Origin of the sequence: Ferrimicrobium sp. (assembly GCF_027319265.1) — a bacterium.
Taxonomy (GTDB): Bacteria; Actinomycetota; Acidimicrobiia; order Acidimicrobiales; family Acidimicrobiaceae; genus Ferrimicrobium.
Window position 1 is genome coordinate 35,345 of sequence record NZ_DAHVNP010000063.1, and the last position, 24,897, is coordinate 60,241.

Here is a 24,897-nt window from a genome sequence, read left to right on the forward strand (position 1 = left end):
TGACAGGTAGAATGGGCCGACAGGGCAATTCCTGCCGTTAGCCATACGCGTACCAGTCACCCAATACGAGGAGCAATCGATGTCGGTCTCAACCACCACCAACGACTTGAAGAATGGAATGACCCTGGAGATCTCCGACGGTCTCTTCACGGTGATCGAGTTTCAACACGTCAAGCCTGGCAAGGGGGGAGCCTTCGTCCGCACCAAGCTGAAGAATCTCCGCACCGGGGCCGTGATTGATCGCACCTATCGTGCCGACGAGAAGATCGAGCAGGCGATCATCGACAAGCGCGAGATGCAGTACCTCTACAACGATGGGGTCGACTACATCTTCATGGATTCTCAGACCTACGAACAACTCAGTGTCTCCGATGCCGCCCTCGGAACGACCAAGAACTTTCTCGTCGAAAACGCTACCGCGACGATCTCCACCTACGAGGGCACCATCGTCGGCGTCGAGCTCCCTGCGGCCGTCGAGCTCACAATTACAGCGACTGAACCCGGGCTCCAGGGGGATCGAGTCTCTGGTGCCCGCAAGCCAGCAACCTTAGAGACTGGGTACGTAGTACAGGTTCCGCTCTTCGTGAACCAGGGAGACCGCATCAAAGTTGACACCAGAAGCGGTGAATATCTCACCCGTGCCTAGACCATGACGCAACACCGCTCACACGCCGATGCCGTTGAGCATTCGCGTGTACTCAGAGAACAAGTGATCAGTATCCTCTATGAATCCTTGCTCCGCCAGCTGTCCCCGATGGCCGTCTTGGGGGACAAGGCCCGCTCCTATCCCCCTTTTGTGACCGAGCGCATTGCGGCTATCGATCGCGAGCAGGTCGTCATCGAAGCAATCATCGCAGAGCACCTCTATGACTGGAGCCTCAGTCGACTCAACCCTGTCGACCGCTCGATCCTGACCCTTGGGGTCTGGGAATTACGCTTCAAACCTGAGATCCCGACCTCGGTAGTCATCGCAGAGGCGCTCAGACTCGGTGACCTCCTCTCGACTGAGGACTCACCCAAGTTCCTCAATGGCGTTCTTGGGGCGGTCGCTAGCCAGTATCGCCCTCATCCGCCAGCATCGCGCTAACCCGCTGTCACACGATGCAACGATCACTGACAGGGTCGCCAGTGTCAGCATCATGGCCCTCCCCCTTCAGGGTCATCGGGATACGAACACCACCCAAATGCTATAGCTGGGCACGGACAAAGGATGGCATATCCGTTAAGGGATTCAAACTCACCGTTTGGGGCGTAAGGTGCAGCTGAGCTGAGACCTTGCTTAAGTCACTGTTGACGGACTTGAGCAGCATATCCATGTTGTGCACACGAGTCCGCAAGTTCTGGATCGCTCCCTGGTTGTCCGGTTGGGTGAGCAACGTCTCGGAGTCAGCCAAGATGCCAGCCGCACCGGGATAGGCCCAAGCATAGAGGTTGTGGGCGACCGGGGTCAAGTTGAACTGATTCAGATCATTCGGGGGTGAAAGCGTTGCTAGGTTGTACAGATCCGAGTTTACGGCCAGCGTACAGTAGGCCTCGTCCTGTTGAAGAATGGTGTTGGCCACACTCAGCTGCTTCGTATCTCCACCATGGATCCGTGCAAGGGCATGATAGCCGTCCTGCAAGGCGACTTGGCATCCAAGCACGTCACTGCGCATCGAGACGACAAAGGACTTAAAGTCCGCCTGCTGTTCCACCTTGGTGATTTTGTTGGGATAGACAATCAACAACTCCACGATGACGGCGACGGCCACGATCAGCACCGCCCAGAGCAGACGCCGTTGCTTCCTCTTTGGGGTCTCCGCCGCAAGGGTATAGTCAGCTCTGTTACGCGGTCTCGACGACACGGCTCTCCTTCTTTATGTCCCACTCATGTCGGTCCGCTGTCCGCGTTCACCACCGATACCATCGTTTGGCAAGGATCCGGCGCGACCACGCCACGAGTTAGGGAATCCTTAGACGATACTAATGCCAACGTGGACGCTATCTGGATACAGATGGCCAAGACCCAGCGAATCCTCAGCCGCGGCGGCTGTCGCCTCCCTGGTCGAGCAGGGCCGCCGCCTGGACCGCCAAGACATACCCGATCGAGCCAAATCCAGCAATCGATCCACTCGCTACCGCCGAGAGCACAGAGATAGTGCGAAAATCCTCACGCGCTGCCGGGTTGGAGATATGCAGCTCGATCGTGGGAACACGCTTTGCAGCGATGGCATCCGCGATCGCCCAAGAGTAATGGGTGAAGGCACCCGCATTCAGGATCAGTGCCGCAGTCTCAGCACCAAGCGCATGGATCACATCGATGAGCTCCGCCTCGCTGTTGGTTTGGTGATTCACGAACCCATAACCTAGCTCTGTGGCCGTCTGCGCTGCTAACTGCGTAAGCTCATCGAGTGTCGTGGTTCCATAGATCTCGGGTTGTCGCAGACCAAGTAGGTTCAGGTTGGGTCCATGCACCAACACGATCAAACGCAATGCGACCCCGCTCCTAGGGCGTGCTTCAGTGGGTTCCATCCTTGGCCTCCCTTCTTGGATACTCCTCAAGTGTGCGGCGAATCACGGATTCGTCGACATCGTGGACGAGTTCAAGTCCCGCTGGACCATCGAGAACGAAGCTGAAGCCCCCGTAGTTCTTCTTATCGTGGCGCATGTAGCGCAACAGCTCGTCGATCTCGAGTCCGAACGGAAGCTTGGATTCCAACCCGTACGCCGCAACGACACGCTGATGCTCGATCACACGTCCCTCATCAATGCGGCCGAGACGCTCCGCCAGTCGCGCAGCGAAGACCAGACCCACGGCCACCGCCTCACCGTGGGAGATATCGCCATGTGATCCCTTGGCAAGCATGGCTCCCTCAATGCCATGTCCGAGGGTGTGCCCATAGTTGAGGAGGCTCCGACGTCCCGCCTCGCGCTCGTCACCTGCGACAAAGGACTCCTTGAGACGCTGAGCCGCGTAGATCTGATCAGCCAACCCCAAGCCTGCGATTGGCTCCGATGTCAAAAAACTGTATTTCGCTAACTCACCAGCTCCGCTCAACCATTCACGCCGCGGCAGCGTGGTCAAGAAAGTCAGGTCGCACACGAGGGCACTCGGCTGCCAGAACGAACCATACAGATTCTTCCCTCCAGCCAGATTGACCGCTGTCTTGCCGCCAATGGCCGCGTCCACCATCCCAAGCAACGTCGTAGAGACGTTCAGGTACTCGATACCTCTCATATAGGTTGAGGCGACAAAGCCCACGAGGTCGGTAACGACTCCACCGCCCACGGCGATCAGTCCTGATCGGCGATCCAACCCTAACTCCACTAACCGCTGGGCTAGTTCCTCGGCCACGGATGCCTTCTTGGCCGCTTCGCCAGCGGGGATGAACACCCACGTCGCATCGGAATCAAGTGCGAAGTTCCCAGGGATCGCGCTCTGGGTGATGAGCACGACTTGGGACCAATGAGTAGGGATCAACTCCCCCAAGGAATCCCATGCATGGGCGCCAAGAAGTACCGGGATCTGCGCACCACCTACGCTTAGGTCGTACACTCGTGGTTGGCCATGGTCCCCATCGAGATCAGCGACGTTCACAAAGGCCGGCTGTGGCTCGAATTCACTCATCTATGAGATGCTTATGCTCGGCCGACTCCCCAGCATCAGACCGAATCACCGCCGACGGTGTCGCCGTAAGATGATCACAAAATCCTTGCCAATTGCGCACCAACTCCGCCACCGAATCACCGCCAAACTTGCGCGTCACCTCGTTTGCCAACACCAGTGCCACCATCGCCTCTGCAACCACACCCATCGCCGGCACCGCAACGACATCTGTGCGCTCCTTGAATGACAATGCTGACTCCTTGGTCATGGTGTCAACGGTCTCAAGCACTGGGCGATTCAGTGTCGCCAATGGCTTCATCCACACCTCGGCAACGACAGGAGCTCCGTTGGATATGCCCCCTTCGATGCCGCCCGAAAGCCAGGTGGGGCGCAGATACTGCCCGGTGGTGGGATCGAACTGGATGGCATCGTGTGCATCAGATCCATGACGTCTGGCGACTTCGATGCCAGCACCGATGCTCACCGCCTTGACCGCCTGGATCGACATCAGGGCGCCGGCGAGCTGGCTGTCGAGCTTGCGATCCCAATGCACGTGGCTACCGAGGCCCACGGGTACCCCGTGAGCGACGACCTCGACCGACCCCCCCAGCGAGTCACCAACCTTGGCGGCCGCTTTGATCTCGGCGATCATCCGTCCCGCAACTTCCTTGTCGAGACAGCGCACCTCTGAGTCATCGATACGATTGAGGTCCGATGGCGACGGGATGCTACTCCTATCGGACTTGACCTCTCCGATCTGCACCACATGCGAGAGGATCTGGATCCCGATCTGAGCAACCAACGCCTTCGCAAGCGCTCCAGCGACCACACGTGCCGCCGTCTCTCGTGCGGAGGCTCGCTCCAGCACGTCCCTAGCATCGTCAAAACCATACTTGAGCATCCCGGCAAGGTCCGCGTGACCTGGGCGCGGCTTGGTCAACTTCTTAGTCGGATATCCCGGCGCAGGGGACATCTCTTCGGTCCACTTGCGCTCCCACTCCGAGTTCTTGATCTCGATCGCGACGGGGGAGCCCAACGTGCGGCCATGACGTACCCCCGCCAGCAACACGAGTTCGTCCGCCTCAAAGCGCATTCTCGGGCCGCGACCATAGCCGAGTCGCCGGCGAGCAAGCTCGGCACCAACCTGTTCAACGGTGACCTCCAAACCGGCAGGGAGCCCTTCGACGATCACGACCAACGATTGGCCGTGTGATTCACCAGCCGTGAGATACCTAAGCATGGCTAGAGATTAGCAGCCCACGAACGTGATCGCCCCGGCAGCATCAGCCAGAAGGCAGGGTCGAGGATCCCGGACCAGTCTGGATCATCTTGGGCACAAATGGGTTCTTAACAGTGAAATACTCACTGCTCGGGACCGGTGCGCTGGCCGTGGCGTGGGCCACCACCGGCGCTGGTGCTGATCGTCCCGTCTCGGACGAGGGAACGCTCGGGCGTTGGGTATCAGCCACTGCGGTGTTAGTCGATGGCGGGTGTCCCGCCAGCACAAAGTACGCGCCAACACCAAGTCCCACAAGGAGGATTACCCCTACCACCACGACCAGAAGGCGTGGTCGCCGATGCCGTGTCTCCTCTTGTCCAACCTCTGGCACCCGGGGCTCTTCGAGAAGCGATGCGATCTCCATGCTGGTCATCTTCACACCTCCTAGCGGTGGTAATACACGACACCGGTAAACGAAAGATTGATCTTGGGGTTGTTGCTAGCGCCACCAGAGAGTGACGATAACTGGATGGTCGAGATATTGACCAGTTCTCCAAGATGATCAAGGCCGTGCAAAAAATGCATCAACGCCACGAATGTACCCGTCGCCTCTGCCGTGAAGGCAACCGAACTGACCCCTGGTACGATCGCCGAGCTGGCCCCAGTACTCGGCGCCGCACCTGGCTGCAATGGGGTGATCTGGAGCAACGGCACACCAGCCTTACTGGCCGTTGCATCAGCCTGACTGATGAAGGAGGCGAGAGAGAAGGTGGTGGGCAACGCCGAAGTAAGAGCTCTGAGCTGTGCGCGTAGAAGAGGTGCCTGATGTTTGTCGTCGATCAGCTGCGACAGCTGCACTCGATCGTTGGCCAGCTGAGACTGATCTACACCCACCTGGGTCTGCGTAGTGGCGATATGGGCAGCCAGCGGCGCATACAGGCCAAAGTACCACCCCACTCCAATGATGACGGCTAGCGCGCCAGCCAGAACCGTCGTGATCGTCGATCGAGTGATTTTCATGAGGATGCCCCCAACTGTCGCAGGTACGACGCACTTCGGTACTGAGCAAAGTTATTCGAGATGATGGCCGACCCTTGATAGGTTGTCATGCCAGCTTCAACCATCTCAGCAGAGGGAACGCCGACGCCACAGGACGGAGTGGTGTTCCCTGGTGGCGTCAAGGTCGACGAGGAGACCCAGAGGTTCTCGAGGAAACTGAGTTTACTCATCGAGTCGAGCCAATGGGCGGGTGCAAGCTGTGAGCAACCTTCGAGACTAAAGCTGACACCTAGCCCTGAAGCACCTCCCGTCGAGGTGGTCGGTGCGCCAATACTGAGACTGGTCAGCCACGAGTCAGATGGGGTAGCCCCGGCGATCTGGGTCAACAGCTGGGGAAAATCGATCGATGACGCAAGCTGCTGGGTCACCGTCGATCGAGCTGAACGAACTCCTTGGGCGAGGGCACCGTACGTTGCGTACCGAGCCATCTGGCCGCTTAGCACGCCAAGCTGCGTCGTCAACGATGTTTGCGTCGCTTGGACCTGTTGGAGCTGTTGATAGCGCTGGAGGGTCAACAATGCACCCGCGCCAATCAGCACCACGCCCGCCGCGCCGACCAGCATGAGCTGGCGGCGATGCTGACGGCGTGCTCGGACACGCGCAGGGAGGAGATTGACATACTTGACTCCTTTGTCATGGGTGCGTGCGCGCATCACCGCGCCAGTCATTTCGACCCAGTTGCTCGATGAATCCTCCACAAAAGCATCGGCTTCGATGAGTCTGAGCACCTGTCGTGGTCCCGGTCGTTCCACCTTCAGGGCGAGTTTGTCGCCCAGCTCCACGCCAAGCCGCTCGACCGCCGATGAGCCACCTACGAGCACCAGCCGGTCGATGTCGGTGTAGCCCCTTTGAATAGCGAAGTAATCGATCGAGGAGGCAACCTCTTGCACAATGGCGCGCACACCATCGGCGACGATACCATCTGCTGTGGCGAACCCGTCGAGCTGATGGATCTCCTCTGATGCTTGGATCGCTATCGCTCTCTTGAGACCCTCAGCCGCCTCGTACGCCACCTCTAGGCGTCGAGCGATCTCTTGGGTGATGAGCTCGCCACCCATCCTGATCGAACGAACGAGTTGTGGTTGGTCTCCCACCACCACCTCGATCGTGGTGGTGGTGGCCCCGACCACCACCAGGTAATAGCCCTCGCCTTCGGTTCTCGAGAGCTCACTCACGGCGCGTGCCGCCGCCAGCGGCCCCACATCGACCCAATCGACACGCAAGCCACTACGTTCGGCAACATCGATCGCCTTAGCGATGGTGGCCTTGGGAGCACCGGCCATGACGACGTTCGGGTTCGGCGATCGCCCCTTAGTCGCGGTCTCATAATCGACCACAAGTTCATCGAGGGGAAGTGGTAAGACCTCTGTCATCGCGAATCCAAAGGTCATCTCCAGCTCATGCTTGTCGGAGCTCGGAACATTGAGGCTTCGCACCACAAGATCCGGATCGGTCACGATCAACCGTGTCGCCTTGGTTCGGGTACCTGCCTCTCGGAGCAGACCTCGAAGCGTCTCCACCACCTTCTCAGGATGCTCGTGCGCCCCATCGGGCAAGACGCGATGGGCGAGCCAAAGCGGTGGTCGCGAACGCCGAGACACCTCGATCTCGCATGCCTTGATGGAGAATGCTCCGATCTCTAAGAGTATGAGTTTTTCCATCCTTGAATCCTCGCTAAACTCCCAAGAGGGCATCGGCCAAAACGGCGACAAAGTTGACCAATTGCCCCGCTATCAGTGAAAAATAACAACACTAAGAGTAGTGAGCACAAACCCAACGGTGAGGAATGGTCCAAAAGGGAGTTGTGCTCGAAGGTTAGACCGTTTTGCGAGTATCAAACCAACCCCCACCACTGACCCAGCAAAAAAGCTCGCAAGGACAGCGAGAACGGTACTCCAAATACCGAACGCTGCGACACCAAGGACCAAGACTGCCGCAAGCTTCGCATCGCCGAGACCCATGCCTCCGCGTGAAACAACCCGCAGGAGAACAAAGAACACGAGGATCGCTACGGCAAGGCCGATGGTGAGGACGAAGGGGCTCCACCGACCAGAGATCCACGCGTTCGCGATGCCGAGCACGAGGAGAAGGAGTGCCGCTGGATAGGTTAACGCATTCGGAATCCGATAGGTCCTCTGATCGATCACGGCGGCCCCAAGCCCGACCAGGAGTGCCAGACCACAGCTGAACTTGTCGAGCGTATCGACGGGAGTGAGTGCCGCAACCACCCCGATCGCTGCACCCGCTAGCTCCGTCAGGGGATAGCGCCACGGGATGGACGCCGAACAGTCACGACAACGCCCCCGTAACCACAGATAGGCAAACACGGGCACGTTATCGCGAGCTCGAATCGGGTGCGAACACGATGGACACTTCGATCGGTCCATCATCAGCGGGAGCCCCTCGGGAATCCGATAGGTCAGTGAGGTCATCGCCGATCCACCAATGAGGCCAAAGACAAGACCGATCACCACACCCATGATTAGTGCCTTCGGACGAAATCGCGGGCGAGTTGAATAGCGCGCCAACCGCAGCCGCGCCTCCCACAACAGATAATTCTCACTTGCAGCGTTTATTTCATTCAAGTTTTCCCATCCAGCGCGCCGAAGCAGAGGAGGTACCGGAATTCCGGTGCACGGAGACGTGAAAGCCAGCAAGGAGAAAAGGATGTCTCAGATCTATCGGAAATTAACAAAAAGTGATGAGTCCGGGTTTACACTCATCGAGTTGATGGTGGTCATCCTGATCATGGGTATTCTCGCCGCGATCGCGATCCCTACCTTTCTCGGAGCCCGAACCTCGGCCCAGAATAAGGCCACAGAGACCGACCTACGGAACCTTTTGACCTCGGAGTCGGTGGCCTATACCAACAACCAGAGTTACGTGGATAGTGCGGGGCTGATAAAGCTCGATCCGGCTTACACGAAGGCACTCACTGACAACACGATTAGCGTCCTCCTTCCGAGTTCATCCGGCAGCACTTCGTCAGGCTCGAGTTCAAGCGCAACACCAGAGACCTCTGTCTGTCTGGCGGAAACAGCCGCATCCGGGACCAGCTTCGCGATCGAAGATGTCGCACTCGGGGCTGGAGCAGGTACCTACTACTACTCGGGAACGAGCCCAATAACATCCTGCGCAGCAACACCCACCATTAGCACCACCGCTGGCTCTGGCTGGCACAGCTCGGCTGCGAGCGCAGGTTGGTAGGCCGATAACACCTGTTGGCTCACCACTTCTGATGAAACCATCAGGCCGACCTCCTCGATCTGAGGGGGTCGGCCTCTAACATGGAACCATGACCACTGACCTACCCAGCCAGTTCCTCCCCTGGGATGGCCTCTATAACCTCCGAGAGCTCGGTGGCTATCCAACGGTAGATGGACGCGTCACTCGTAGCGGTCTCCTCTTCAGATCGGAGGCGTTCTTTCGCCTCTCCGATGCGTCGAGGAACCAACTGTTCGCGAATCTTCGCCTCAAAACCGTGATCGATCTCCGATCGAACGAAGAACGCCAAGAACAGGGCTATCTCGAGTCAGCCCAAGGCCAGCGCCTCCTCCATCTACCCCTCATCGATGTCTCCGTCGAATCCGACCTCGACCGCCTGGACCCCGACTACCTTGCCCAGGTGTATCGAGCGATTCTGACGAGTCGACCGGACTCGCTCAGCGAAGCGATGGCGATCATCTTGGACCCCGATAACTGGCCACTCCTCTTTCACTGTGCTGCAGGGAAAGATAGAACTGGCATCGTGGCGATGTTGACGCTCTCCATGGCACAGGTGCCAGATGCCCAGATCGCAGCCGACTACGCCCTCACCCAGTATGCGCTACGTCGTGTACTCGCCGCGAACGATCCCGACATCGACAGAGCAAGCTGGAAAGATCTCCCCGCAACGGTGGTGGCCTCGACCCCAGAGACTGCCGAGAAGACCCTCGACTTCCTCAACACCAGCTACGGCTCAGTCACTAACTACCTCATCGAACTTGGTCTCAAACCCGACCTTCTCGCCAGGTTTCATGAGACCTTCACGATGCCATCAGCTTGAGTTCACGCACCAGCGAGTCAGCCGGTCAACCTCGGCCGCCAAACGCAACGCAACATCGCAGTACAAGGGTTTCGGCGCAGTACAAGAGCTCCGGTCCTGCAAGAACGATTTGAACTAGCGCCACCAGTCTCCCCCCATCCGCTGGTGGAGAACATGGCCAGCGACGCAGCCTTGCAATCACCGAATAGGCGTGCGAACCAGCGTGGCGAAGCGTCACAGTTGCTTGGCGACCGGCCTCTTCTTCAAGGATCTGGGCTACGCCTGTTGGCGAAGCTCCTCTTGATGCGCAACAACCCGATCAAGCACCGCCCTCAGCGAGTCCAATTCCGCCACATCGAGTCGATTGGTCAACATCTGCGTTAGGACCTCATCATGAGTCGGGACCGACTCCTTGAGCTTTTCTCTGCCGGACTCAGTCAGCACCGCAAAGGTTCCCCGGCGGTCAGTAGGACAGCTACGACGCAAGACCCAGCCCTGGGCGACGAGGGAATCCACTCTTCGCGACAGGGCACTGCGCGACAACAAGGCGAGTTGTGCAAGTTCAGAGAGACGCAGCTCTCCACCTACAGCTGCTTGAAGATGCAACATGACCTCAACGTCGGCAAAGCTCAACCCATGGCGTTCATTGAGTTGAAGATCAAGCTGCCACAGAAGTCGCGCATGGGCGCCGAGCAGCGACCTGAAAGCGTTCAAGGTAACTGCGTGGACTGATGAATTCGCACACTCTTGCATAAATGGTTGCACCCGCAATTATTTCGTCTACAATTGAACCATCAGTCTAACCGACAAGCGAAAGGAAGAAGACATGGCAAGTACGTCAGCAAAGGATCTTGGGATCGAGCCAGGGGTATGGAACCTCGATGCCGCCCATTCGAGCGTAGAGTTCACCGTTCGACATCTCATGGTCTCAAAGGTTCGTGGCCATTTTGAGAAGTTCACCGCGAGTGTCACCATCGATGAGGATGTCACTAAGAGTTCCGTCACCGCTTCGATCGATGCCAGCTCCATCACGACCCGAGACGAGACCCGAGACAACCATCTCAAAAGTGCTGACTTCTTCGAGTCCGACAAGTACCCGACGATCGAATTCGCCTCCACCGCAATCCGCCCCAACGGGGACGACTGGAAGCTGCTTGGGAACCTCACCATCCGCGGGGTCACCAAGCCCATTGAACTCGACCTTGAGTTCAATGGAACACAGGCCGACCCCTATGGCGGTGTGCGCACTGGCTTTAGCGCTACCGGTGAACTCTCGCGGAAGGACTTTGGCATCGAGTGGAACGCCGCAGTAGACGGCGGCGGTGTCGTTGTTGGAGACAAGGTGACCATCAATCTAGAGGCCGAACTCGTTAAGGCCTAATCGCCAACGACAAGCACCACTGATCGAGAACGCACTTCACCCCGCCGACACCGGCGGGGTGTTTGCATTGGCTGGCATCGTCCTTGCCCTCCTCGCTCAACCATAGTGCACCTGAGCAGTCAAGTGGCGAAACTGATGATGGGCCCAACTCCAGCACGGTAGCCGCGATCAAGCGACGCCAGAGAGAAGGGCAGACTCGATGACCGCGCTTGGCTCCAGACGGCCCGCAAAGGGCTCTTCATCACGACGTGAACTCCTCGCCCCACGCAGCACGGTGCGATTCGTCCCCATAGCCTCAGCTTGGGAACCCGCTGACACCTCTGCCTGCTGGCGCGCTCAGCGGTCTCACAAGGCGATGTACCATGCGTCAGGTCTGGCTGGAGCGTTGCAGTTGTATGCGACCGCAACCAAACCTGCGTGCAACCCCCTCGTGTTGCCTGATCGCTTATTTCTTGGCAGGTTGGTAGTAGGGATTGTTGCCAGCAGCATGGTTGGTGACATCAACGACGTCGATGATCTCTGGAACTGCATCCTGAATCGCCGTGGCGATACCCTGCGACAGTGTCATGGCCGCCAAGCCACAACCTTGGCAACCTCCGCCCATCAACACATAGGCACGCTCTTCAACGACTCCCACGAGCTCGGCATACCCGCCGTGCGCAGCAATCGCTGGATTCACCTGCTCTTCGAGGATAGCGTTAACCCGCAGGGCGAGGTCATTGGCGAGTGCGTCCGGACCCAGATCGGGTAGGTCGGTAGCCTCAGGGGTTGGGGTGTTCGGGTTCGTGATGGCCAGCTCGCCGTCGCTGCCGACCTCCATGGTCGCTCCTGCAAGTCGTGAGATGGAGTCTTGAGGAATGACCACATTGAGCTCACCAAAACGGAGCTGTAGGTCCTGGGGATCCACCTGCGTTAACTCCTGGAAATAGACATCGTACATGAATGATGTTCCGTCGTTACCAGCGACCTCGACCCAAAGTGCGAGTGTCTCAGACGAGCCCTCGTCGGCCAACGCCTCCAACACCACTCCTACCGCCGCATCTGTTACCCGAAAATCGCTCATCGCTCCCATTCCTCACTTCTTTGAAGTGGTCTCTCCACGACGAAACAGCCAAGCACATGAGCACCGACCCGTCGTGTTGAACGCAATCACTATCGTTCGTAGTACCATTCTAGACACATGCAACACATCGTCCTCGTCGTGCCAGCCGAGAGCTATCGAGCAGACGCCTTTTTACAGGCGGGGGCGCGCACCACACAACGGCTTACCTTGCTCACTGACGCAAGCCTTCCCCTAGGAGATGCAAGTCTTCATGTGAGCACGATGCCACCAGATGCTGAGGAGTTAGCACAACTCGTCGACCGACTCTTCGACCTCGCACCGACGCTCATCATTGGCATCGATGAACCCTCTACTCGCCTCGCTGCACTCCTCAGTGATCGACTCGGCCTCACCGTCGGCCGAGCCCAGGCCGTCGAGCGTGCCGTCGACAAGCTCTCCTTACGCAGAGCCCTCGACGAAGCGGAACTCAGCCAGCCAAAGCACCTCTTCACGACGCTGGAGGCACTTTCGCAGCTCGGCACCGCGGCAATCGATGACCTCGTCGCAGATCTCGGGGAACGCTTCATCGTAAAGCCCCCACGGGAAACAGCATCACGCGGGGTCATCCGGGTCAACAGCGCAACGCTTAGCCAGGATCTGGAGATCCTCAACGGAGTGATCGACCCGGGCACGCCGCTGCTCCTCGAGAGCTACGTCGAAGGGCCCGAGTTCGCCATCGAAGGTATCCTCAACGGTGAGGATCTTGAGGTTCTCATGATCTTTGCAAAACCCGACATCGGTGAAGGCCCGTACTTCTGGGAGTCGACCTACGTCGGGCCAGCCAGGCTCACACCGGCCCAGCAGCACGAACTCACGAGCACAGTGGAGCGCGGCGCTCGTGCCCTTGGGTTGGCGGACACCCCTCTCCACGCTGAATTGCGTCTCGCCAAGGGGCATGCAACCATCCTCGAACTCGCCCCTCGATCGATCGGCGGCCGTTGCTCCGCAGCGATTCGCTTTGGAGACGGACAGCGCCTTGAGGACATCATCTTACAACGAGCCCTTGGAGACACGAGCCCCATCAGGCGTCGGAACCGGTCGGTGGGCATCTACATGATAGCGACACCAGCGAGAGGTATTTTCCGCGAGGTCAGGGGTCTCGAGGCGGCGCTCGCAACCAGCGGTGTCACCGGTATCGAGATCACCGTCAACCCAGGGACCATGGTCTATCCACCGCCGTTGACCGATCGCTATCTCGGCTTTATTTTCGCAGAAGGGCTGAGCCATGCGAGCGTGCAACATACCCTCGCAGACGCGAGCGCCCAACTCAGAATCGTGATCGACTCAACCCAGTAAACCAATCCAGTAAACGCGGCCCGGTAGACTGGTCTCATGTCGGTACTCTTCATCTCCACGTACGAACTCGGCCACCAGCCACAGCTTGCCGCCGAGGTCGCAGCGGAGTTGCCTGAAGGACGTCTTGAAGTTCTCGACCTGTCAAAGGTTCCGTTGACGGTCGCCGCCGATGCGATGAGCCATGCCACACGTGTCATCCTCACGGCACCGATGCTCACCGGCGCGCTCGTCGCCAGGGATCTCCTTGCCGCCCTCGAACCCGATCAACCAGAACGTCAGCTGATCGTCGTCGGGCTCTATGCCACGGCACTGCGGGAGTCGCTCCACCGTCCACCGGAGGCCCTCTGGCTGGACCGAGCGACCGCCTCCGAGCTTGCTGCGCTGGTGCAATCCTCCTTCATCGATACCCAAGCCCACACGCAAACCGCCAAGGCGACCAATCGACGATCCTATCGTGTCAATCGAACACCGCTTATGCCACTCGATAGCTATCGCAGTGTCAGCATCGCTGGCCACGACCTTGTGACCGGCTATCTCGAGACCTCGGTAGGTTGCCGACACCGATGCCTTCACTGCCCGGTGGCTGCCACCTGGAACGGAAGAATTGCCATCAACGATGCGGAGGCGGTCATCACGGATGGTCTCGCGCAGATCGAAGCGGGTGCCCAGCATCTCAGCTTTGGCGATCCGGACTTTCTCAACGCTCCCAAGCACTCATTGAAGGTGCTCACCACCTTGGCCGAGAAGGCGCCATGGGTCACCTTCGATATCACCACCAAAATCGCTGAGATCCTTCGTCACCGCGACCTCATCCCCACGTTGGCGGCAAGTCACGTCAACTTCGTCATCTCCGCCGTGGAGAGCCTTAACGATGACGTGCTCGGTCACCTGGACAAGGGCCACACTGGCGCCGATGTGCCAATCGCAAGAGATCTCCTCTATGCCAATGGCATCGCTCTACATCCGACCTTCGTGCCATTTACCCCCTGGACGACAATGAGTGACCTCGTTGCTATCGTTGACTTCATCGTCGACTCCGACTTAGTTGACGTGGTTGAACCGATCCAGTACTCGATCGAACTGCTCACGCCGACCAACTCCTTGCTACCAGTCAATGACACGGATTTTGGCCCCTACGATGCCCGAGTGATGGGCTACACCGTTCGTTACCGCGATGAGCGCCTACCCTATCTGCGCGATCGGCTATACCAGATTGCCGCCCAAGCCGGTGAGGATACCTTTGGCACAACGTTTCGGCGTATCTACGCCGCAACCTATGAGGCCAATGGATTGTCTACACCGAGCGCTCCAACGGCACGGGTACGTGCACCGAGCACCGCCATCATGAGCGAACCTTGGTTCTGCTGTGCCGCCCCCGCGCAGCCACGGTAGCCGATGCCAAATCCAGCACAACTCCTTGAGGGTCTGAGCTCCGAACAACGCGAAGCGGTCATGGCGGCCGCGCCGGTGCTCATCGTTGCTGGGGCTGGCTCAGGCAAGACTCGCGTGATCACTCACAGAATTGCCTACCAGATCGCCACGCAAGCGAACCGCAGTACCCAAACGGTCGCGATCAGTTTCACGCGGGCCGCCGCATGGGAGGTCTCACGGCGGCTCTATCGACTCCTCGACGGACCACCACCGGCCTGTGGCACCTTTCACTCCCATGCCCTTGGGTTGGTTCGTGAGGGTTCAGCGATGCTGGGTAGGCCGCTCCCGCATCTCATCGGTGACACGACGACACTCCTAGCCGACCTCGGGTTGCGCCTCCCCGAGGCTCGTCGTCGTGGCGTCATGGCTGAGATCGAGCGCCTTCGTGCGCTCGGCCATGACGCTGAGGGTCTCCAGCGCAACCCAACCATCATCGCAGTGCCAAACCCTGATGAGCTCATCGCCATCTTCGTGGCTCTTGAGCGCGCCAAGGCGCGCCAACGCCTCATGGACCTGACCGATGTTCTACGGATCGCCACCGAACTCGTCACACGCGATGACGGCGTCGGCGAAGCCCTCCGCCTCCAGGCTCGCTGGGTCTACATCGATGAGTTTCAAGACGTCAACCCCCTCCAGCTTCGCTTCATTGAGAGATGGATGGGCAATAACCTCTCAGGACTTACCGTCGTCGGAGATCCGAACCAAGCGATCTATGGCTGGAACGGATCGGATCCGGCGCTGATGACGCAGCTTTCGAGCCACATCCCAACACTGACCCACCTCACCCTCTCCACCAACTATCGCAGCACCGCCGCGCTCGTTGCAGCGGCCAGCCCTGTCGCCAGTGATGATCGGCGAATCAGCATGCGGGCGCAGCGCCAGGGAGGTCAGCTCCCCAGTCTCTTCGGGACGGACTCGGTAGCCGCGGAGGGATTGCGTGCCGCCAGGGCAGTGGTGGAGCTGGCTCATCGCGACATTCCCTACTCCTCAATGGCGATCCTCGCGCGAACCATTCGCCAACTATCCCCGATCGAGGAGGCCTTTCGCCGTTTCGATATCCCCCACAGTGTCCTCGGGCTGACCCCACTCGCCTCAGCCCCAGAGGTGATTGCACTCATGCGAAGCGCGCGCACAGAACGCCTCCAGATCACAGAGATCTGCGACACCGTCGAGGAGGCGCTCCTCTCCTCAACACCGACTCGCACCCCCAACCTACGGATACTGCTTGAAGTGGCGAACGAACTCCGACGGCAGGACCCCAGGTCAGATTATCTTGCCCTCGAAGAGCTGCTACGTGGACTCCAGATCAAGGGAGTCGATGCGGTGAGCATCACCACTTTCCATCGCGCAAAGGGCCTCCAATGGTACCATGTGCACCTTGTCGGTATTGGCGAGAAGAGTTACCCCTCTCGCCACGGGCTCTCCTCGAGTGCACTCGCTGAAGAACGACGACTTCTCTATGTGGCGATGACGAGAGCGACTGACTCGCTCACCATCAGTTGGTCAAAACCCAGTCGCGGACCGTCGACCCTACTCGCCCATCTCGACTCCGCAGAGGTGAAGCCCCACACACGAATCCCCCACTCGCAGGCCCACCCCTCCATCGCAACCCGATTGGACCGTTGGCGTGTAACCGTCGCCAAGGAGCGTCAGTTGGCCTCCTATCTCGTCCTCTCAGACGCCGACGTTCGCAGACTCGCGCGCCTTCGTCCCTCCGATAGGGAATCGGTCGCCGCCCTCGTGAGTACCCCGCTCGTCAGGGAGTCGCCTGAGCTCATCGACCGTCTCTGGGGAGAGTTCCTTCGGGTTCCCTAGTCGTGATCCTCGAACTCCACCACCAGCGGTGCGTGATCCGATGGCTTGGTCGCAGCGCGCGCTGCTCGATCGACCGCCACGGAACGCACTCTCTGCTGCAGTGACTCCGACGCCAGAACCAGATCAATCCGCATACCCATGCCACGCCGAAAGGCTCCCTGACGATAGTCCCACCACGTGAAGCTGGGTTCATCGGAGGGCTGCCTCGCCCCACAATCGACCAACCCGAGATCGAGCAGCCGCTGCAGGGCCATCCGTTCGGGTTCACTCACGTGAGTGGCGCCCTCGAGAGCGGCTGGGTCATAGACATCTGCATCGGTAGGGGCGATATTGAAATCCCCAGCGATGATCACTGGACCCCGCTGTAGCTCCTCCGCGACGCGTTGGCGAAGTAACTCGAGCCACTCCAACTTGTAGACATAGTGGGGGTCATCGAGAGAGCGACCATTAGGAACATAGACCGAGAATACTCTGATACCCCCAACGATTCCGGTGATGCAGCGCGCCTCTTCTGCATCGTCAACGATCCCGAGGCCAAGCTGCTCGACTGGTTCACGGGTGACCAAAGCAACCCCATTCCAAGCCGAAACGCCCCAGTGGGCAACGTGATAGTTGACCTCTGCGAAGAGATCTTCCGGGAACTCCGCATCCTTCACCTTGGTCTCTTGCAGGCAAAGGATATCGGGTTGCTGCTCACGGAGCCACTGAGCAACCAACTCACGTCGAGCTCGGAGTGAATTCACGTTCCAGGTTGCGAACCGCATCTTAGGATCCAGCAGGAGCGATGATAAAGAACAGGCCCACCTCGGCACATAGCTCACCCTCTACCGTGGCGCGGCCCTGGCCCTTGCCGGCGCGTGCCGAGAGGCTCGTCATCTCAATCGTCAGCTCCAGCAGATCGCCAGGCCGTACCACTCTCCGAAATCGGGCGCGATCAATACCCCCAAAGAGAGGCAGCGACCCCGCATAGCGCTCATCACTGAGCACCACGGCAGCACCAAGCTGAGCAATCGCCTCCACCTGGTACACGCCAGGCAAGACGGGGTTACCTGGGAAATGGCCAGCGAGCACCGCGAGATCAGTGGGGATACGGTAGATCCCACGACCCGAGGAACCAGGATCGAGATCGGTGATCTGGTCAACAAGCAAGAACGGCGGACGATGCGGGATGAACTCCCGAGGATCATAGGACGTCATAACCGATCTCTCCCTCTCCCACCAGCCATCACCATCGGTCATCGCACCTGATCGAGAGGGTTCTGCCTCTACTCAATCGAACGTCCTCACCATGGCCACCGAACCTATCGCCAAGATACCCTAGTGGCAACGACTATGCTCCCACCCGTCAGCGAGCACGGCGTCGCATGAAGTGAGCCTCTACGCAGGGCATGTGTCAGGGCGAACGCATAGCGTGATCACCCGCCAGTCACCGAAGCAGGCAGACCAGTTCTGGGCTGGATGTGCGCGCGAAGTCTTAGCTCACCAGCTGGATATGCTCGCGTACGACTGCCACGAGTTCATCATCGATGGTGGTAATGCCGTGGGCCTCGGCCACATGATCGGCGATCAGGGACATCAACTCTCCTTCATCAGCCACCTGCATCGTCCAGTTACAACCCGCTACCACATCTCCACATGCGAACCGTTTCATCGCGTCGACATCCTCCATCTTGGGAACCCACAGACCTCGGTCGAGGTCTACCAAAGCTTCGGTACACTTGCTGATTCCCTTAATCGTTTTTCGACCCAAACACCCCGCGGTGCTCACCCGCCAACCGACCCATGGACTGCCGCCTATAGAACGCCTGGTGATCTATTGACGAGCGCGAGCGAAGCGCAAAAAAGGAGCGCAGCCAACCTTGGCGCATGCGGGCTTCACGAGGCCCTACCACACCGAGCGAGGTAGCAATGGTCGCCAACATGAACCCTCGCAAGAGCCAATCGTTTGCATGCAAGTAGCGTCGTCATCCATAGGACACACCATCAACACCACGGGGCAACACCACGAAGATCGTCCCGACAACGAGCCAGCTGCAAATGATCATCGTTTGCGTACTTGGCGTTAGGCTCCTACACGATGATTCACTGACAGCGGAGAACGATAACGATTACAAACAACAAGGAATCACCAGATTGGCCCCAGATCGTGCTCATTGGTTTCATGGGTGCTGGCAAGAGCACACTGGGTCGCCTCCTCGCAGACCATCTGGGGACGGCCTTCTACGACAGCGACACCCTGATCGAGGAGGCGACTAGCCAAAGCATCGCCGCCCTCTTTACCACAATGGGGGAACCCAACTTTCGCGAACTCGAACACCACGTCATCGCGACCGTAGCCGCCCAGCGTTCCACCGTCCTCGCACTGGGAGGAGGCGCGATCATGCATGAGGACACCCAGGAGCTCCTCAGGTCTACCTACATCATCTACCTCGAGATCGGTGCAACGACCGCCATCAGGCGTATCGGAGCCACCGCCGATCGCCCTCTCGCTCGCAGCGGAGATCTCCAAACCCTACTCGAGACGCGGATCGCCATCTATCGATCGGTGGCCTCGCTGACGCTGCGTGAACAAGAGGGTGAGACACCGCAGAGTACCCTGACTCGACTCATCGCCCTCCTCCCCAAGCTCTACCAAGCCGAACGAACATGACGTACGCTGAGGCCTGAGCGGCACAGATTAACAGACACCCTCCATTGCCGAACCTCCGGCCGAGAAGACATCAGCGAGAAAACTGATAATCCGCTCCATCCGGATGATGCCAACAGGCTCGCGTTGCTCACCAACGCAGACGATGGGATCGAAACGAGTAGCTACCGGACGATTGATCGCCCGCACCGCTACCTCTCGAATCCCCTCCTCCGGATGGGCCACCATGGGTGTGACCAATACGCGCCATCCGCCCAGATCAGGAACGAGCACGCGAACAAGCTCATGATTGCGCCCGACGACACAGACTGCGAGCTTTTCGCAGGTATCACCAGCAGCGACGGGACTCGTCGCCCTATCCACCGGCGAGGTCGGGCTGGACTCGACGAGTGTCTCGGCCTTGACCAGAACGGGATCCATCAGCATCGAGAGGCAATCGACCCGGGCGCGACGTGAGTCGTGATAGGAGCGCAACCATTCAGCGAGGTCGGCCCGTAAGGGTTCTGGCTGTCGTGCCGGGCGACCAATCACCCATCCCTGCACCAACGGCACACCGATCTGCACCACGCGGGCCAACTCCGCTTGGGTCTCGACCCCCTCCGCCAACAGCCAGCCGTCGAGCCGTCCCACGAAATCGCCGAAGGAGGCGCACATGAGTGCCTTCACCTCGTCGGTATCGATATCGCTCACCAATTCCCGGTCGAGCTTGACGATATCTGGACGGACCTGCGTGATCATCTGCAGTCCGGCATACCCTGATCCAGCGTCATCCATCGCTATGAGCGCACCACGCGCACGCAACCATGTCAGCGAGTCGCGCAGTGCCTCCACATCGAGCACACGGACGTGTTCGGTGAGCTCTACGACGATACCGCTCAGATCCCGATCGAAGACCCTCCGCAGGATCGGTTGACCGAGCAGATGTGGGCTGACGTTTACCGTGACAAAACAGTCACGGGGTACACGACGACGCTCCTTGAGGGCCCGCGCGAGAATCAGAGCCTCTAATTCGGCGCCGAGCCCGATCGCATCTGCCTCGAGGAAGATCTGATCGGGTGTGATCTTCGCGGGAACATCAAAACGAGTGAGCATCTCGTAACCCACGACTCTCGGCCCAAAGACATTCGCGATCGATTGGAACCGCATCTCAAAGGAACGCTGGCCACTCAAAATTGTGCGGACATACTCGCGCAATTGAAGAACATCCTGTCGCGTGGTTTCGATGCTCTGAACGGTATCCGTACCTTCGATCACACCAAAACGTGGTCTTCCATTACCCATTCCTAGAACTTCGACGCATGGCGTCAAATACTTGACACGCGCCAGGAGCAATCCCAACGAGGTTCGAGGTAGACCCAACCCCAGCCCCTCGAACCTTTGCCAACTGTCGTCGCCTTGCGCCACCGGTCGCAGCTGCATCGAGTTTTCTTCGACCGGCAAAGATGACTAGACTTATAAGGCGTGGCAGATACCTTTGAAACTGACTTTGGACCCAATGACTGGCTCGTCGAGGAGATGCTCGACCACTACCGTGACAACCCTGAATCGGTGCCACCAAGTTGGCAACAATACTTCAAGAGCCGAAACATTGCACCAAGGTTCGCCAATTCTACCGTGACCGACGCGGTTGCCACCGAGGGCCGCAACGGCCATGCAGCTGCTGCCAACCCCACCGGGGCCACACCAGCAACCACCACCACCGTAGCGCCTGACGATATCGCTCGGAGTCCAGCACCCACGAGTCCAGCAGCCCCCACGAGTCCAGCAGCACCAGTACGCCCGATGCAACCAGCGACAAATGGCAACCTTCAAACCTCTTCGCCGACAGATGGCACCACACCGACGCGCACCGCAGCTACCGCAGCTACCCCAGCTACGTCGCCCGTGGACAAGCCAGTCTCTCCAGAGAGTGTCGACGACGCCACCTTGAGTCCACTCCGCGGAGCCGCCCTCGCCCTCGCGCGCAACATGGATCAATCGCTCACCTTGCCAACCGCAACGAGCGTGCGCGTGATACCCGCGAAGGCACTCGAAATCAACCGATCCATCATCAACAACCAACTGAGCCGTGAGGGCCGCCCGAAGGTCAGCTTTGGCCACCTGATCACCTGGGCCATCATCAAGTCACTCACCAAACACCCCAGAATGAACGCGAGCTTCGTGCCCGCAACTGATGGGACTGCGGCCTCGATCCGGACCTTCGAACACGTCAACCTCGGCGTCGCAGTCGATATCGTACGACGTGATGGGCAACGAACACTGATGGTACCAGTTTTAAAGAACATCGAATCCAAAACGTTCGTTGCGTTTCTCAGCGCCTACGATCAGCTGATCGCCAAGGTCCGCGAGAACCGAGCCACGGTCGACGATTTCCAAGGAGCATCCGTCAGCATCACGAATCCCGGGACGATCGGAACCGAACACTCGATTCCACGATTGATGAATGGGCAGGGCGCCATCATCGGCGTTGGTGCCATTGGCTATCCAGTCGAGTTCGGCGCCGCCGATCCCCGCACCCTAGGTGAGCTTGGAATCTCCAAGACCGTTACCCTCACCTCAACCTACGATCATCGCATCATCCAAGGGGCCGAGTCCGGTCAGTTCCTGGCCGACGTCGCCGCACTCCTTGAGGGCAAGGAGCACTTCTATCAGGACATCTTCTCCTCCCTCGATGTCGCCTATCCACCGGCGGTCTGGTCCCCAGACCATGGATCCCTGACTGGGGACGCATCGGAGCGCGCCGAGAAGCAGATCCATGTGCAGACGTTGATCAACAACTACCGCGTACGCGGTCACCTCCTGGCTCACCTGGATCCACTCAATCTCGTCAAGCCTACGATGAGCCCGGAGCTAGACCCAGAGACCTACGGACTCACCCTCTGGGATCTCAGCCGTGTATTTCTCACCGATGGTCTCGCGGGCACGACCGAGTCAAGCCTCGCAGAGATCCTGCAGCTCCTTCGCGATAGCTACTGTGGCTCAATCGGTTATGAGTACATGCATATCCAGAACCCCGAAGAGAAGCATTGGATACAAAACCGCGTTGAAGGGGTTCATCCGAACCTCTCCAAGGAAGATCAGCTCCGCATCCTCACCACCCTCAACGATGCTGAGGCGTTTGAAAAGTTCCTCTCTACTCGCTACATCGGTCAAAAGCGCTTTGGACTCGAGGGTGCGGAGAGTGCCATCGTCTTCCTCACTGAGGTTCTCAATCAGGGAGTACGCGCCTCCATCACCTCTGCCATACTCGGCATGGCCCACCGTGGTCGGCTCAACGTACTTGCGAACATCGTTGGCAAGTCCTATCGCATGATCTTTGAGGAGTTCGAGGGCAACCTGGACCCAACATCGGTCCAGGGCTCTGGCGACGTCAAGTATCACAAGGGTTTCGAGGGCACCTACTACACCCCCGACGGCACCGCAGTGCCCATCACTCTCGCCTCAAACCCCTCACACCTCGAAGCCGTCGACGGCGTCGTCGAGGGGATGGTGCGTGCCACCCAAGATCTTCGAGGCAATCTCTTCGAGTTCGCCGTCCTCGGTATTCTCGTACACGGAGATGCCTCATTTGCCGGACAGGGAGTGGTTGCCGAGACACTCAACCTCTCACAACTCCCCGGCTATCGAACAGGTGGAACGATTCACCTGGTCATCAACAACCAGGTAGGTTTCACAACCAACCCCAACGAAGCACGATCCTCTGTCTATGCCAGCGACATCGCCAAGATGATTCAGGCCCCGATCATCCACGTCAACGGCGACGATCCCGAAGCGGTGCTTAGAGCTGCGCAGATCGCCATGGACTATCGGGAAGCCTTCCACAAAGACATCGTGGTCGATATGGTCTGCTATCGACGCCATGGGCATAACGAGGGCGACGAGCCTAGCTACACCCAGCCGGTGATGTACCGGGTTATTGATACGCAGCCCTCAGTGCGCAAGCTCTACCTTGAACGCCTCGTACGATCCAAAGCTATCACCGTGGAGGAGGGCGAACAGGCTCTCGACGCCTATCTCGCACGACTTCAGCAGGCGCTGGTAGAGACTCGAGAGGCGGCACCGCCCAAACCTACCAATCTGCCGGCACCACCACCCCAAAACGTCGCGGTACAGACCGTCTCGACAGGGGTGATCAAGGAGCGTCTCGACTATGTCGTAGAGATCCTTAACCGCACCCCGGAAGGTTTCACGCTGCACCCCAAACTGGCAAAGCAGTTCCAGGCTCGCGCAGAGCTCTATGCCGAAGGTGAGGTCGACTGGGCCCTTGGAGAGGCCTTCGCCTTCGCTACGATCATGCTCGATGGGCATGACGTGCGTCTCTCCGGCCAAGACTCGCGGCGTGGGACCTTCTCGCACCGCCACGCTGCCCTGTATGACTACGAGACTGGTGCCACCTACCAACCCCTCGCCGCGATACGCGATGACGCCGAGGCGCCAACCGATGGCACTTCGCCTGGTCGCTTCATGATCTACGACTCCTCGCTCTCCGAGTACGCAGCCATGGCGTTTGAGTACGGCTACTCCTTGATCCACCAGAAGGCACTCACCATCTGGGAGGCGCAGTTCGGCGACTTTGCCAACGGTGCCCAGATCGTGATCGACCAGTTCATTGCCGCTGCCCACGACAAGTGGAAACAGGAGTCAGGTCTGACGCTGATGTTGCCGCATGGGTACGAAGGACAGGGTCCGGAACACTCCTCGGCCAGGCTTGAGCGCTTCCTCTCCCTGGCAGCGGGGCCGAATATGACGATCGCTAACCCGACCAACGCAGCGCAGCTGTTCCACCTGCTGCGAGCCCAGGTCGAGCGGACCAACCAGCGACCGTTGATCATCCTCACGCCAAAGTCCTTGCTGCGGGCCAAGCAATCGCGCAGCCCAGTCGAGGCGTTCACCAGCGGATCCTTCCAACCATTAGTAGACGATCCGCATTGGCTGCAGGACTCCGCTGGCCGCTTCGATGTTCGGCGCATCGTTCTCTGTTCGGGCAAGATCGGCTACGAAGCCCTCGCTCAGCGGGACCGTACCACCTCAGTTCCTACCGCCGTTGTGCGCGTCGAGCAGCTCTACCCCTGGCCAGAGCGCGAGATCACCGAGTTGATCGAGAGCTATCCATCAGCGACCGAGCTCGTCTGGTTACAGGAGGAGCCAGAGAACATGGGTGCCTGGCCTTTTGCCCACGCGCGACTGCACCGCGCCGGTGCACACCGACTGACCCTGGTCCACGTCTCCCGTGTTGCAACCGGATCACCAGCCACCGGGTCAGCAGCGATGCACGCCCTCGAACAGAGCGACATCCTCGAGCGAGCCGTCTCCAAGCCGCTGAACTAGCAGGTCAAC

General features: G+C 59.1%; 25 protein-coding genes. 10 read left to right on the plus strand and 15 right to left on the minus strand.

Features of this window, described 5'->3' with window-relative positions; translation table 11 throughout:
* Positions 1-79 precede the first annotated feature (79 nt).
* A complete protein-coding gene (efp, locus tag M7439_RS09185; protein WP_298347688.1) occupies positions 80-646 on the plus strand; it encodes an elongation factor P in 567 nt (188 codons plus the stop codon).
* Between the two features lie 3 nt (positions 647-649).
* Complete coding sequence (nusB, locus tag M7439_RS09190; RefSeq protein ID WP_298347690.1) at positions 650-1,087, plus strand: transcription antitermination factor NusB; 438 nt, start codon at positions 650-652, stop codon at positions 1,085-1,087.
* 100 nt (positions 1,088-1,187) lie between these two features.
* Here nusB and M7439_RS09195 read toward each other — a convergent pair whose 3' ends face one another.
* The 8 genes from M7439_RS09195 to M7439_RS09230 form a co-directional block, all read right to left on the minus strand.
* Positions 1,188-1,844 carry a hypothetical protein gene (locus tag M7439_RS09195; RefSeq protein WP_298347692.1) on the minus strand — a complete coding sequence of 219 codons (657 nt, stop codon included), beginning with the start codon at positions 1,842-1,844 and terminating at the stop codon, positions 1,188-1,190.
* Between the two features lie 172 nt (positions 1,845-2,016).
* Positions 2,017-2,511 (minus strand): type II 3-dehydroquinate dehydratase, encoded by a 495-nt coding sequence (locus M7439_RS09200; RefSeq protein ID WP_298347695.1) that lies wholly within the window; start codon positions 2,509-2,511, stop codon positions 2,017-2,019.
* Positions 2,498-3,607: a 3-dehydroquinate synthase family protein gene (locus tag M7439_RS09205; protein WP_298347696.1), complete on the minus strand. Its 1,110-nt coding sequence runs from the start codon at positions 3,605-3,607 to the stop codon at positions 2,498-2,500. The genes M7439_RS09200 and M7439_RS09205 overlap by 14 nt, the downstream gene beginning before the upstream one ends.
* Positions 3,600-4,826, minus strand: coding sequence for a chorismate synthase (gene aroC / locus M7439_RS09210; protein ID WP_298347698.1), 1,227 nt, complete (start codon positions 4,824-4,826; stop codon positions 3,600-3,602). Before aroC ends, M7439_RS09205 begins: the two co-directional genes overlap by 8 nt.
* 43 nt (positions 4,827-4,869) lie before the next feature.
* Entirely contained in the window at positions 4,870-5,238 is a 369-nt protein-coding gene (locus tag M7439_RS09215) for a hypothetical protein (RefSeq protein ID WP_298347700.1), read from the minus strand.
* 11 nt (positions 5,239-5,249) lie between these two features.
* Positions 5,250-5,825 (minus strand): type 4a pilus biogenesis protein PilO, encoded by a 576-nt coding sequence (gene pilO / locus M7439_RS09220; protein ID WP_298347702.1) that lies wholly within the window; start codon positions 5,823-5,825, stop codon positions 5,250-5,252.
* Positions 5,822-7,525, minus strand: a complete 1,704-nt coding sequence (gene pilM, locus M7439_RS09225; protein ID WP_298347704.1) for a pilus assembly protein PilM — start codon at positions 7,523-7,525, stop codon at positions 5,822-5,824. Before pilM ends, pilO begins: the two co-directional genes overlap by 4 nt.
* A gap of 72 nt (positions 7,526-7,597) precedes the next feature.
* Positions 7,598-8,344: an A24 family peptidase gene (locus tag M7439_RS09230; RefSeq protein ID WP_298347705.1), complete on the minus strand. Its 747-nt coding sequence runs from the start codon at positions 8,342-8,344 to the stop codon at positions 7,598-7,600.
* A gap of 187 nt (positions 8,345-8,531) precedes the next feature.
* Here M7439_RS09230 and M7439_RS09235 point away from each other — a divergent pair, with 187 nt between their 5' ends.
* Positions 8,532-9,071 (plus strand): type IV pilin protein, encoded by a 540-nt coding sequence (locus M7439_RS09235; protein ID WP_298347707.1) that lies wholly within the window; start codon positions 8,532-8,534, stop codon positions 9,069-9,071.
* An 88-nt stretch (positions 9,072-9,159) separates the two neighbouring features.
* Positions 9,160-9,909 carry a tyrosine-protein phosphatase gene (locus M7439_RS09240; RefSeq protein ID WP_298347709.1) on the plus strand — a complete coding sequence of 250 codons (750 nt, stop codon included), beginning with the start codon at positions 9,160-9,162 and terminating at the stop codon, positions 9,907-9,909.
* 255 nt (positions 9,910-10,164) lie between these two features.
* On the opposite strand, the gene M7439_RS09245 is transcribed toward M7439_RS09240, so the two are convergent.
* The gene (locus M7439_RS09245) at positions 10,165-10,602 is read right to left on the minus strand and encodes a MarR family winged helix-turn-helix transcriptional regulator (RefSeq protein ID WP_298442610.1); all 438 of its coding nucleotides are present in this window, start codon (positions 10,600-10,602) and stop codon (positions 10,165-10,167) included.
* A 112-nt stretch (positions 10,603-10,714) separates the two neighbouring features.
* Here M7439_RS09245 and M7439_RS09250 point away from each other — a divergent pair, with 112 nt between their 5' ends.
* Positions 10,715-11,269 (plus strand): YceI family protein, encoded by a 555-nt coding sequence (locus M7439_RS09250; protein WP_298347711.1) that lies wholly within the window; start codon positions 10,715-10,717, stop codon positions 11,267-11,269.
* Between the two features lie 168 nt (positions 11,270-11,437).
* Here M7439_RS09250 and M7439_RS09255 read toward each other — a convergent pair whose 3' ends face one another.
* Together M7439_RS09255 and M7439_RS09260 are read right to left on the minus strand one after the other, a co-directional pair.
* On the minus strand, positions 11,438-11,560 hold the full coding sequence (locus M7439_RS09255; RefSeq protein ID WP_298347713.1) for a hypothetical protein: 123 nt from the start codon (positions 11,558-11,560) through the stop codon (positions 11,438-11,440).
* A gap of 154 nt (positions 11,561-11,714) precedes the next feature.
* Positions 11,715-12,332, minus strand: a complete 618-nt coding sequence (locus tag M7439_RS09260; protein ID WP_298347715.1) for a NifU family protein — start codon at positions 12,330-12,332, stop codon at positions 11,715-11,717.
* A gap of 117 nt (positions 12,333-12,449) precedes the next feature.
* On the opposite strand from M7439_RS09260, the gene M7439_RS09265 reads away from it, so the two are divergent.
* The 3 genes from M7439_RS09265 to M7439_RS09275 are packed head-to-tail and all read left to right on the plus strand — an operon-like array spanning position 12,450 to position 16,913.
* Entirely contained in the window at positions 12,450-13,667 is a 1,218-nt protein-coding gene (locus M7439_RS09265; RefSeq protein ID WP_298347716.1) for an ATP-grasp domain-containing protein, read from the plus strand.
* A 36-nt stretch (positions 13,668-13,703) separates the two neighbouring features.
* Positions 13,704-15,059, plus strand: a complete 1,356-nt coding sequence (locus tag M7439_RS09270) for a hypothetical protein (RefSeq protein ID WP_298347717.1) — start codon at positions 13,704-13,706, stop codon at positions 15,057-15,059.
* 3 nt (positions 15,060-15,062) lie between these two features.
* Positions 15,063-16,913 carry an ATP-dependent helicase gene (locus tag M7439_RS09275; RefSeq protein ID WP_298347719.1) on the plus strand — a complete coding sequence of 617 codons (1,851 nt, stop codon included), beginning with the start codon at positions 15,063-15,065 and terminating at the stop codon, positions 16,911-16,913.
* Here M7439_RS09275 and M7439_RS09280 read toward each other — a convergent pair.
* The 3 genes from M7439_RS09280 to M7439_RS09290 form a co-directional block, all read right to left on the minus strand.
* A complete protein-coding gene (locus tag M7439_RS09280) occupies positions 16,910-17,677 on the minus strand; it encodes an exodeoxyribonuclease III (protein ID WP_298347720.1) in 768 nt (255 codons plus the stop codon). The genes M7439_RS09275 and M7439_RS09280 overlap by 4 nt on opposite strands.
* A 1-nt stretch (position 17,678) precedes the next feature.
* A complete protein-coding gene (gene fabZ / locus M7439_RS09285; RefSeq protein ID WP_298347722.1) occupies positions 17,679-18,110 on the minus strand; it encodes a 3-hydroxyacyl-ACP dehydratase FabZ in 432 nt (143 codons plus the stop codon).
* 277 nt (positions 18,111-18,387) lie between these two features.
* Complete coding sequence (locus M7439_RS09290) at positions 18,388-18,564, minus strand: DUF1059 domain-containing protein (protein WP_298347724.1); 177 nt, start codon at positions 18,562-18,564, stop codon at positions 18,388-18,390.
* Positions 18,565-19,059: 495 nt separating this feature from the next.
* On the opposite strand from M7439_RS09290, the gene M7439_RS09295 reads away from it, so the two are divergent.
* The gene (locus tag M7439_RS09295; RefSeq protein ID WP_298347726.1) at positions 19,060-19,563 is read left to right on the plus strand and encodes a shikimate kinase; all 504 of its coding nucleotides are present in this window, start codon (positions 19,060-19,062) and stop codon (positions 19,561-19,563) included.
* Between the two features lie 27 nt (positions 19,564-19,590).
* Here the strand turns inward: M7439_RS09295 and M7439_RS09300 are convergent, their stop codons facing one another.
* Complete coding sequence (locus M7439_RS09300; RefSeq protein ID WP_298347728.1) at positions 19,591-20,841, minus strand: EAL domain-containing protein; 1,251 nt, start codon at positions 20,839-20,841, stop codon at positions 19,591-19,593.
* 180 nt (positions 20,842-21,021) lie between these two features.
* Between M7439_RS09300 and M7439_RS09305 the strand changes: the two genes are divergently transcribed.
* Positions 21,022-24,888, plus strand: coding sequence for a multifunctional oxoglutarate decarboxylase/oxoglutarate dehydrogenase thiamine pyrophosphate-binding subunit/dihydrolipoyllysine-residue succinyltransferase subunit (locus M7439_RS09305; protein WP_298347730.1), 3,867 nt, complete (start codon positions 21,022-21,024; stop codon positions 24,886-24,888).
* Positions 24,889-24,897: the final 9 nt, after the last annotated feature.

Coding starts and splice junctions, on each gene's coding strand:
- efp (WP_298347688.1), top strand. CDS start 80: ATGTCGGTCTCAACCACCACCAACGACTTGAAGAATGGAATGACCCTG.
- nusB (WP_298347690.1), top strand. CDS start 650: ATGACGCAACACCGCTCACACGCCGATGCCGTTGAGCATTCGCGTGTA.
- M7439_RS09200 (WP_298347695.1), bottom strand. CDS start 2,511: ATGGAACCCACTGAAGCACGCCCTAGGAGCGGGGTCGCATTGCGTTTG.
- M7439_RS09205 (WP_298347696.1), bottom strand. CDS start 3,607: ATGAGTGAATTCGAGCCACAGCCGGCCTTTGTGAACGTCGCTGATCTC.
- aroC (WP_298347698.1), bottom strand. CDS start 4,826: ATGCTTAGGTATCTCACGGCTGGTGAATCACACGGCCAATCGTTGGTC.
- M7439_RS09215 (WP_298347700.1), bottom strand. CDS start 5,238: ATGACCAGCATGGAGATCGCATCGCTTCTCGAAGAGCCCCGGGTGCCA.
- pilO (WP_298347702.1), bottom strand. CDS start 5,825: ATGAAAATCACTCGATCGACGATCACGACGGTTCTGGCTGGCGCGCTA.
- pilM (WP_298347704.1), bottom strand. CDS start 7,525: ATGGAAAAACTCATACTCTTAGAGATCGGAGCATTCTCCATCAAGGCA.
- M7439_RS09230 (WP_298347705.1), bottom strand. CDS start 8,344: ATGGGTGTGGTGATCGGTCTTGTCTTTGGCCTCATTGGTGGATCGGCG.
- M7439_RS09235 (WP_298347707.1), top strand. CDS start 8,532: ATGTCTCAGATCTATCGGAAATTAACAAAAAGTGATGAGTCCGGGTTT.
- M7439_RS09240 (WP_298347709.1), top strand. CDS start 9,160: ATGACCACTGACCTACCCAGCCAGTTCCTCCCCTGGGATGGCCTCTAT.
- M7439_RS09250 (WP_298347711.1), top strand. CDS start 10,715: ATGGCAAGTACGTCAGCAAAGGATCTTGGGATCGAGCCAGGGGTATGG.
- M7439_RS09255 (WP_298347713.1), bottom strand. CDS start 11,560: ATGGGGACGAATCGCACCGTGCTGCGTGGGGCGAGGAGTTCACGTCGT.
- M7439_RS09260 (WP_298347715.1), bottom strand. CDS start 12,332: ATGAGCGATTTTCGGGTAACAGATGCGGCGGTAGGAGTGGTGTTGGAG.
- M7439_RS09265 (WP_298347716.1), top strand. CDS start 12,450: ATGCAACACATCGTCCTCGTCGTGCCAGCCGAGAGCTATCGAGCAGAC.
- M7439_RS09270 (WP_298347717.1), top strand. CDS start 13,704: ATGTCGGTACTCTTCATCTCCACGTACGAACTCGGCCACCAGCCACAG.
- M7439_RS09275 (WP_298347719.1), top strand. CDS start 15,063: ATGCCAAATCCAGCACAACTCCTTGAGGGTCTGAGCTCCGAACAACGC.
- M7439_RS09280 (WP_298347720.1), bottom strand. CDS start 17,677: ATGCGGTTCGCAACCTGGAACGTGAATTCACTCCGAGCTCGACGTGAG.
- fabZ (WP_298347722.1), bottom strand. CDS start 18,110: ATGACGTCCTATGATCCTCGGGAGTTCATCCCGCATCGTCCGCCGTTC.
- M7439_RS09290 (WP_298347724.1), bottom strand. CDS start 18,564: ATGAAACGGTTCGCATGTGGAGATGTGGTAGCGGGTTGTAACTGGACG.
- M7439_RS09300 (WP_298347728.1), bottom strand. CDS start 20,841: ATGGGTAATGGAAGACCACGTTTTGGTGTGATCGAAGGTACGGATACC.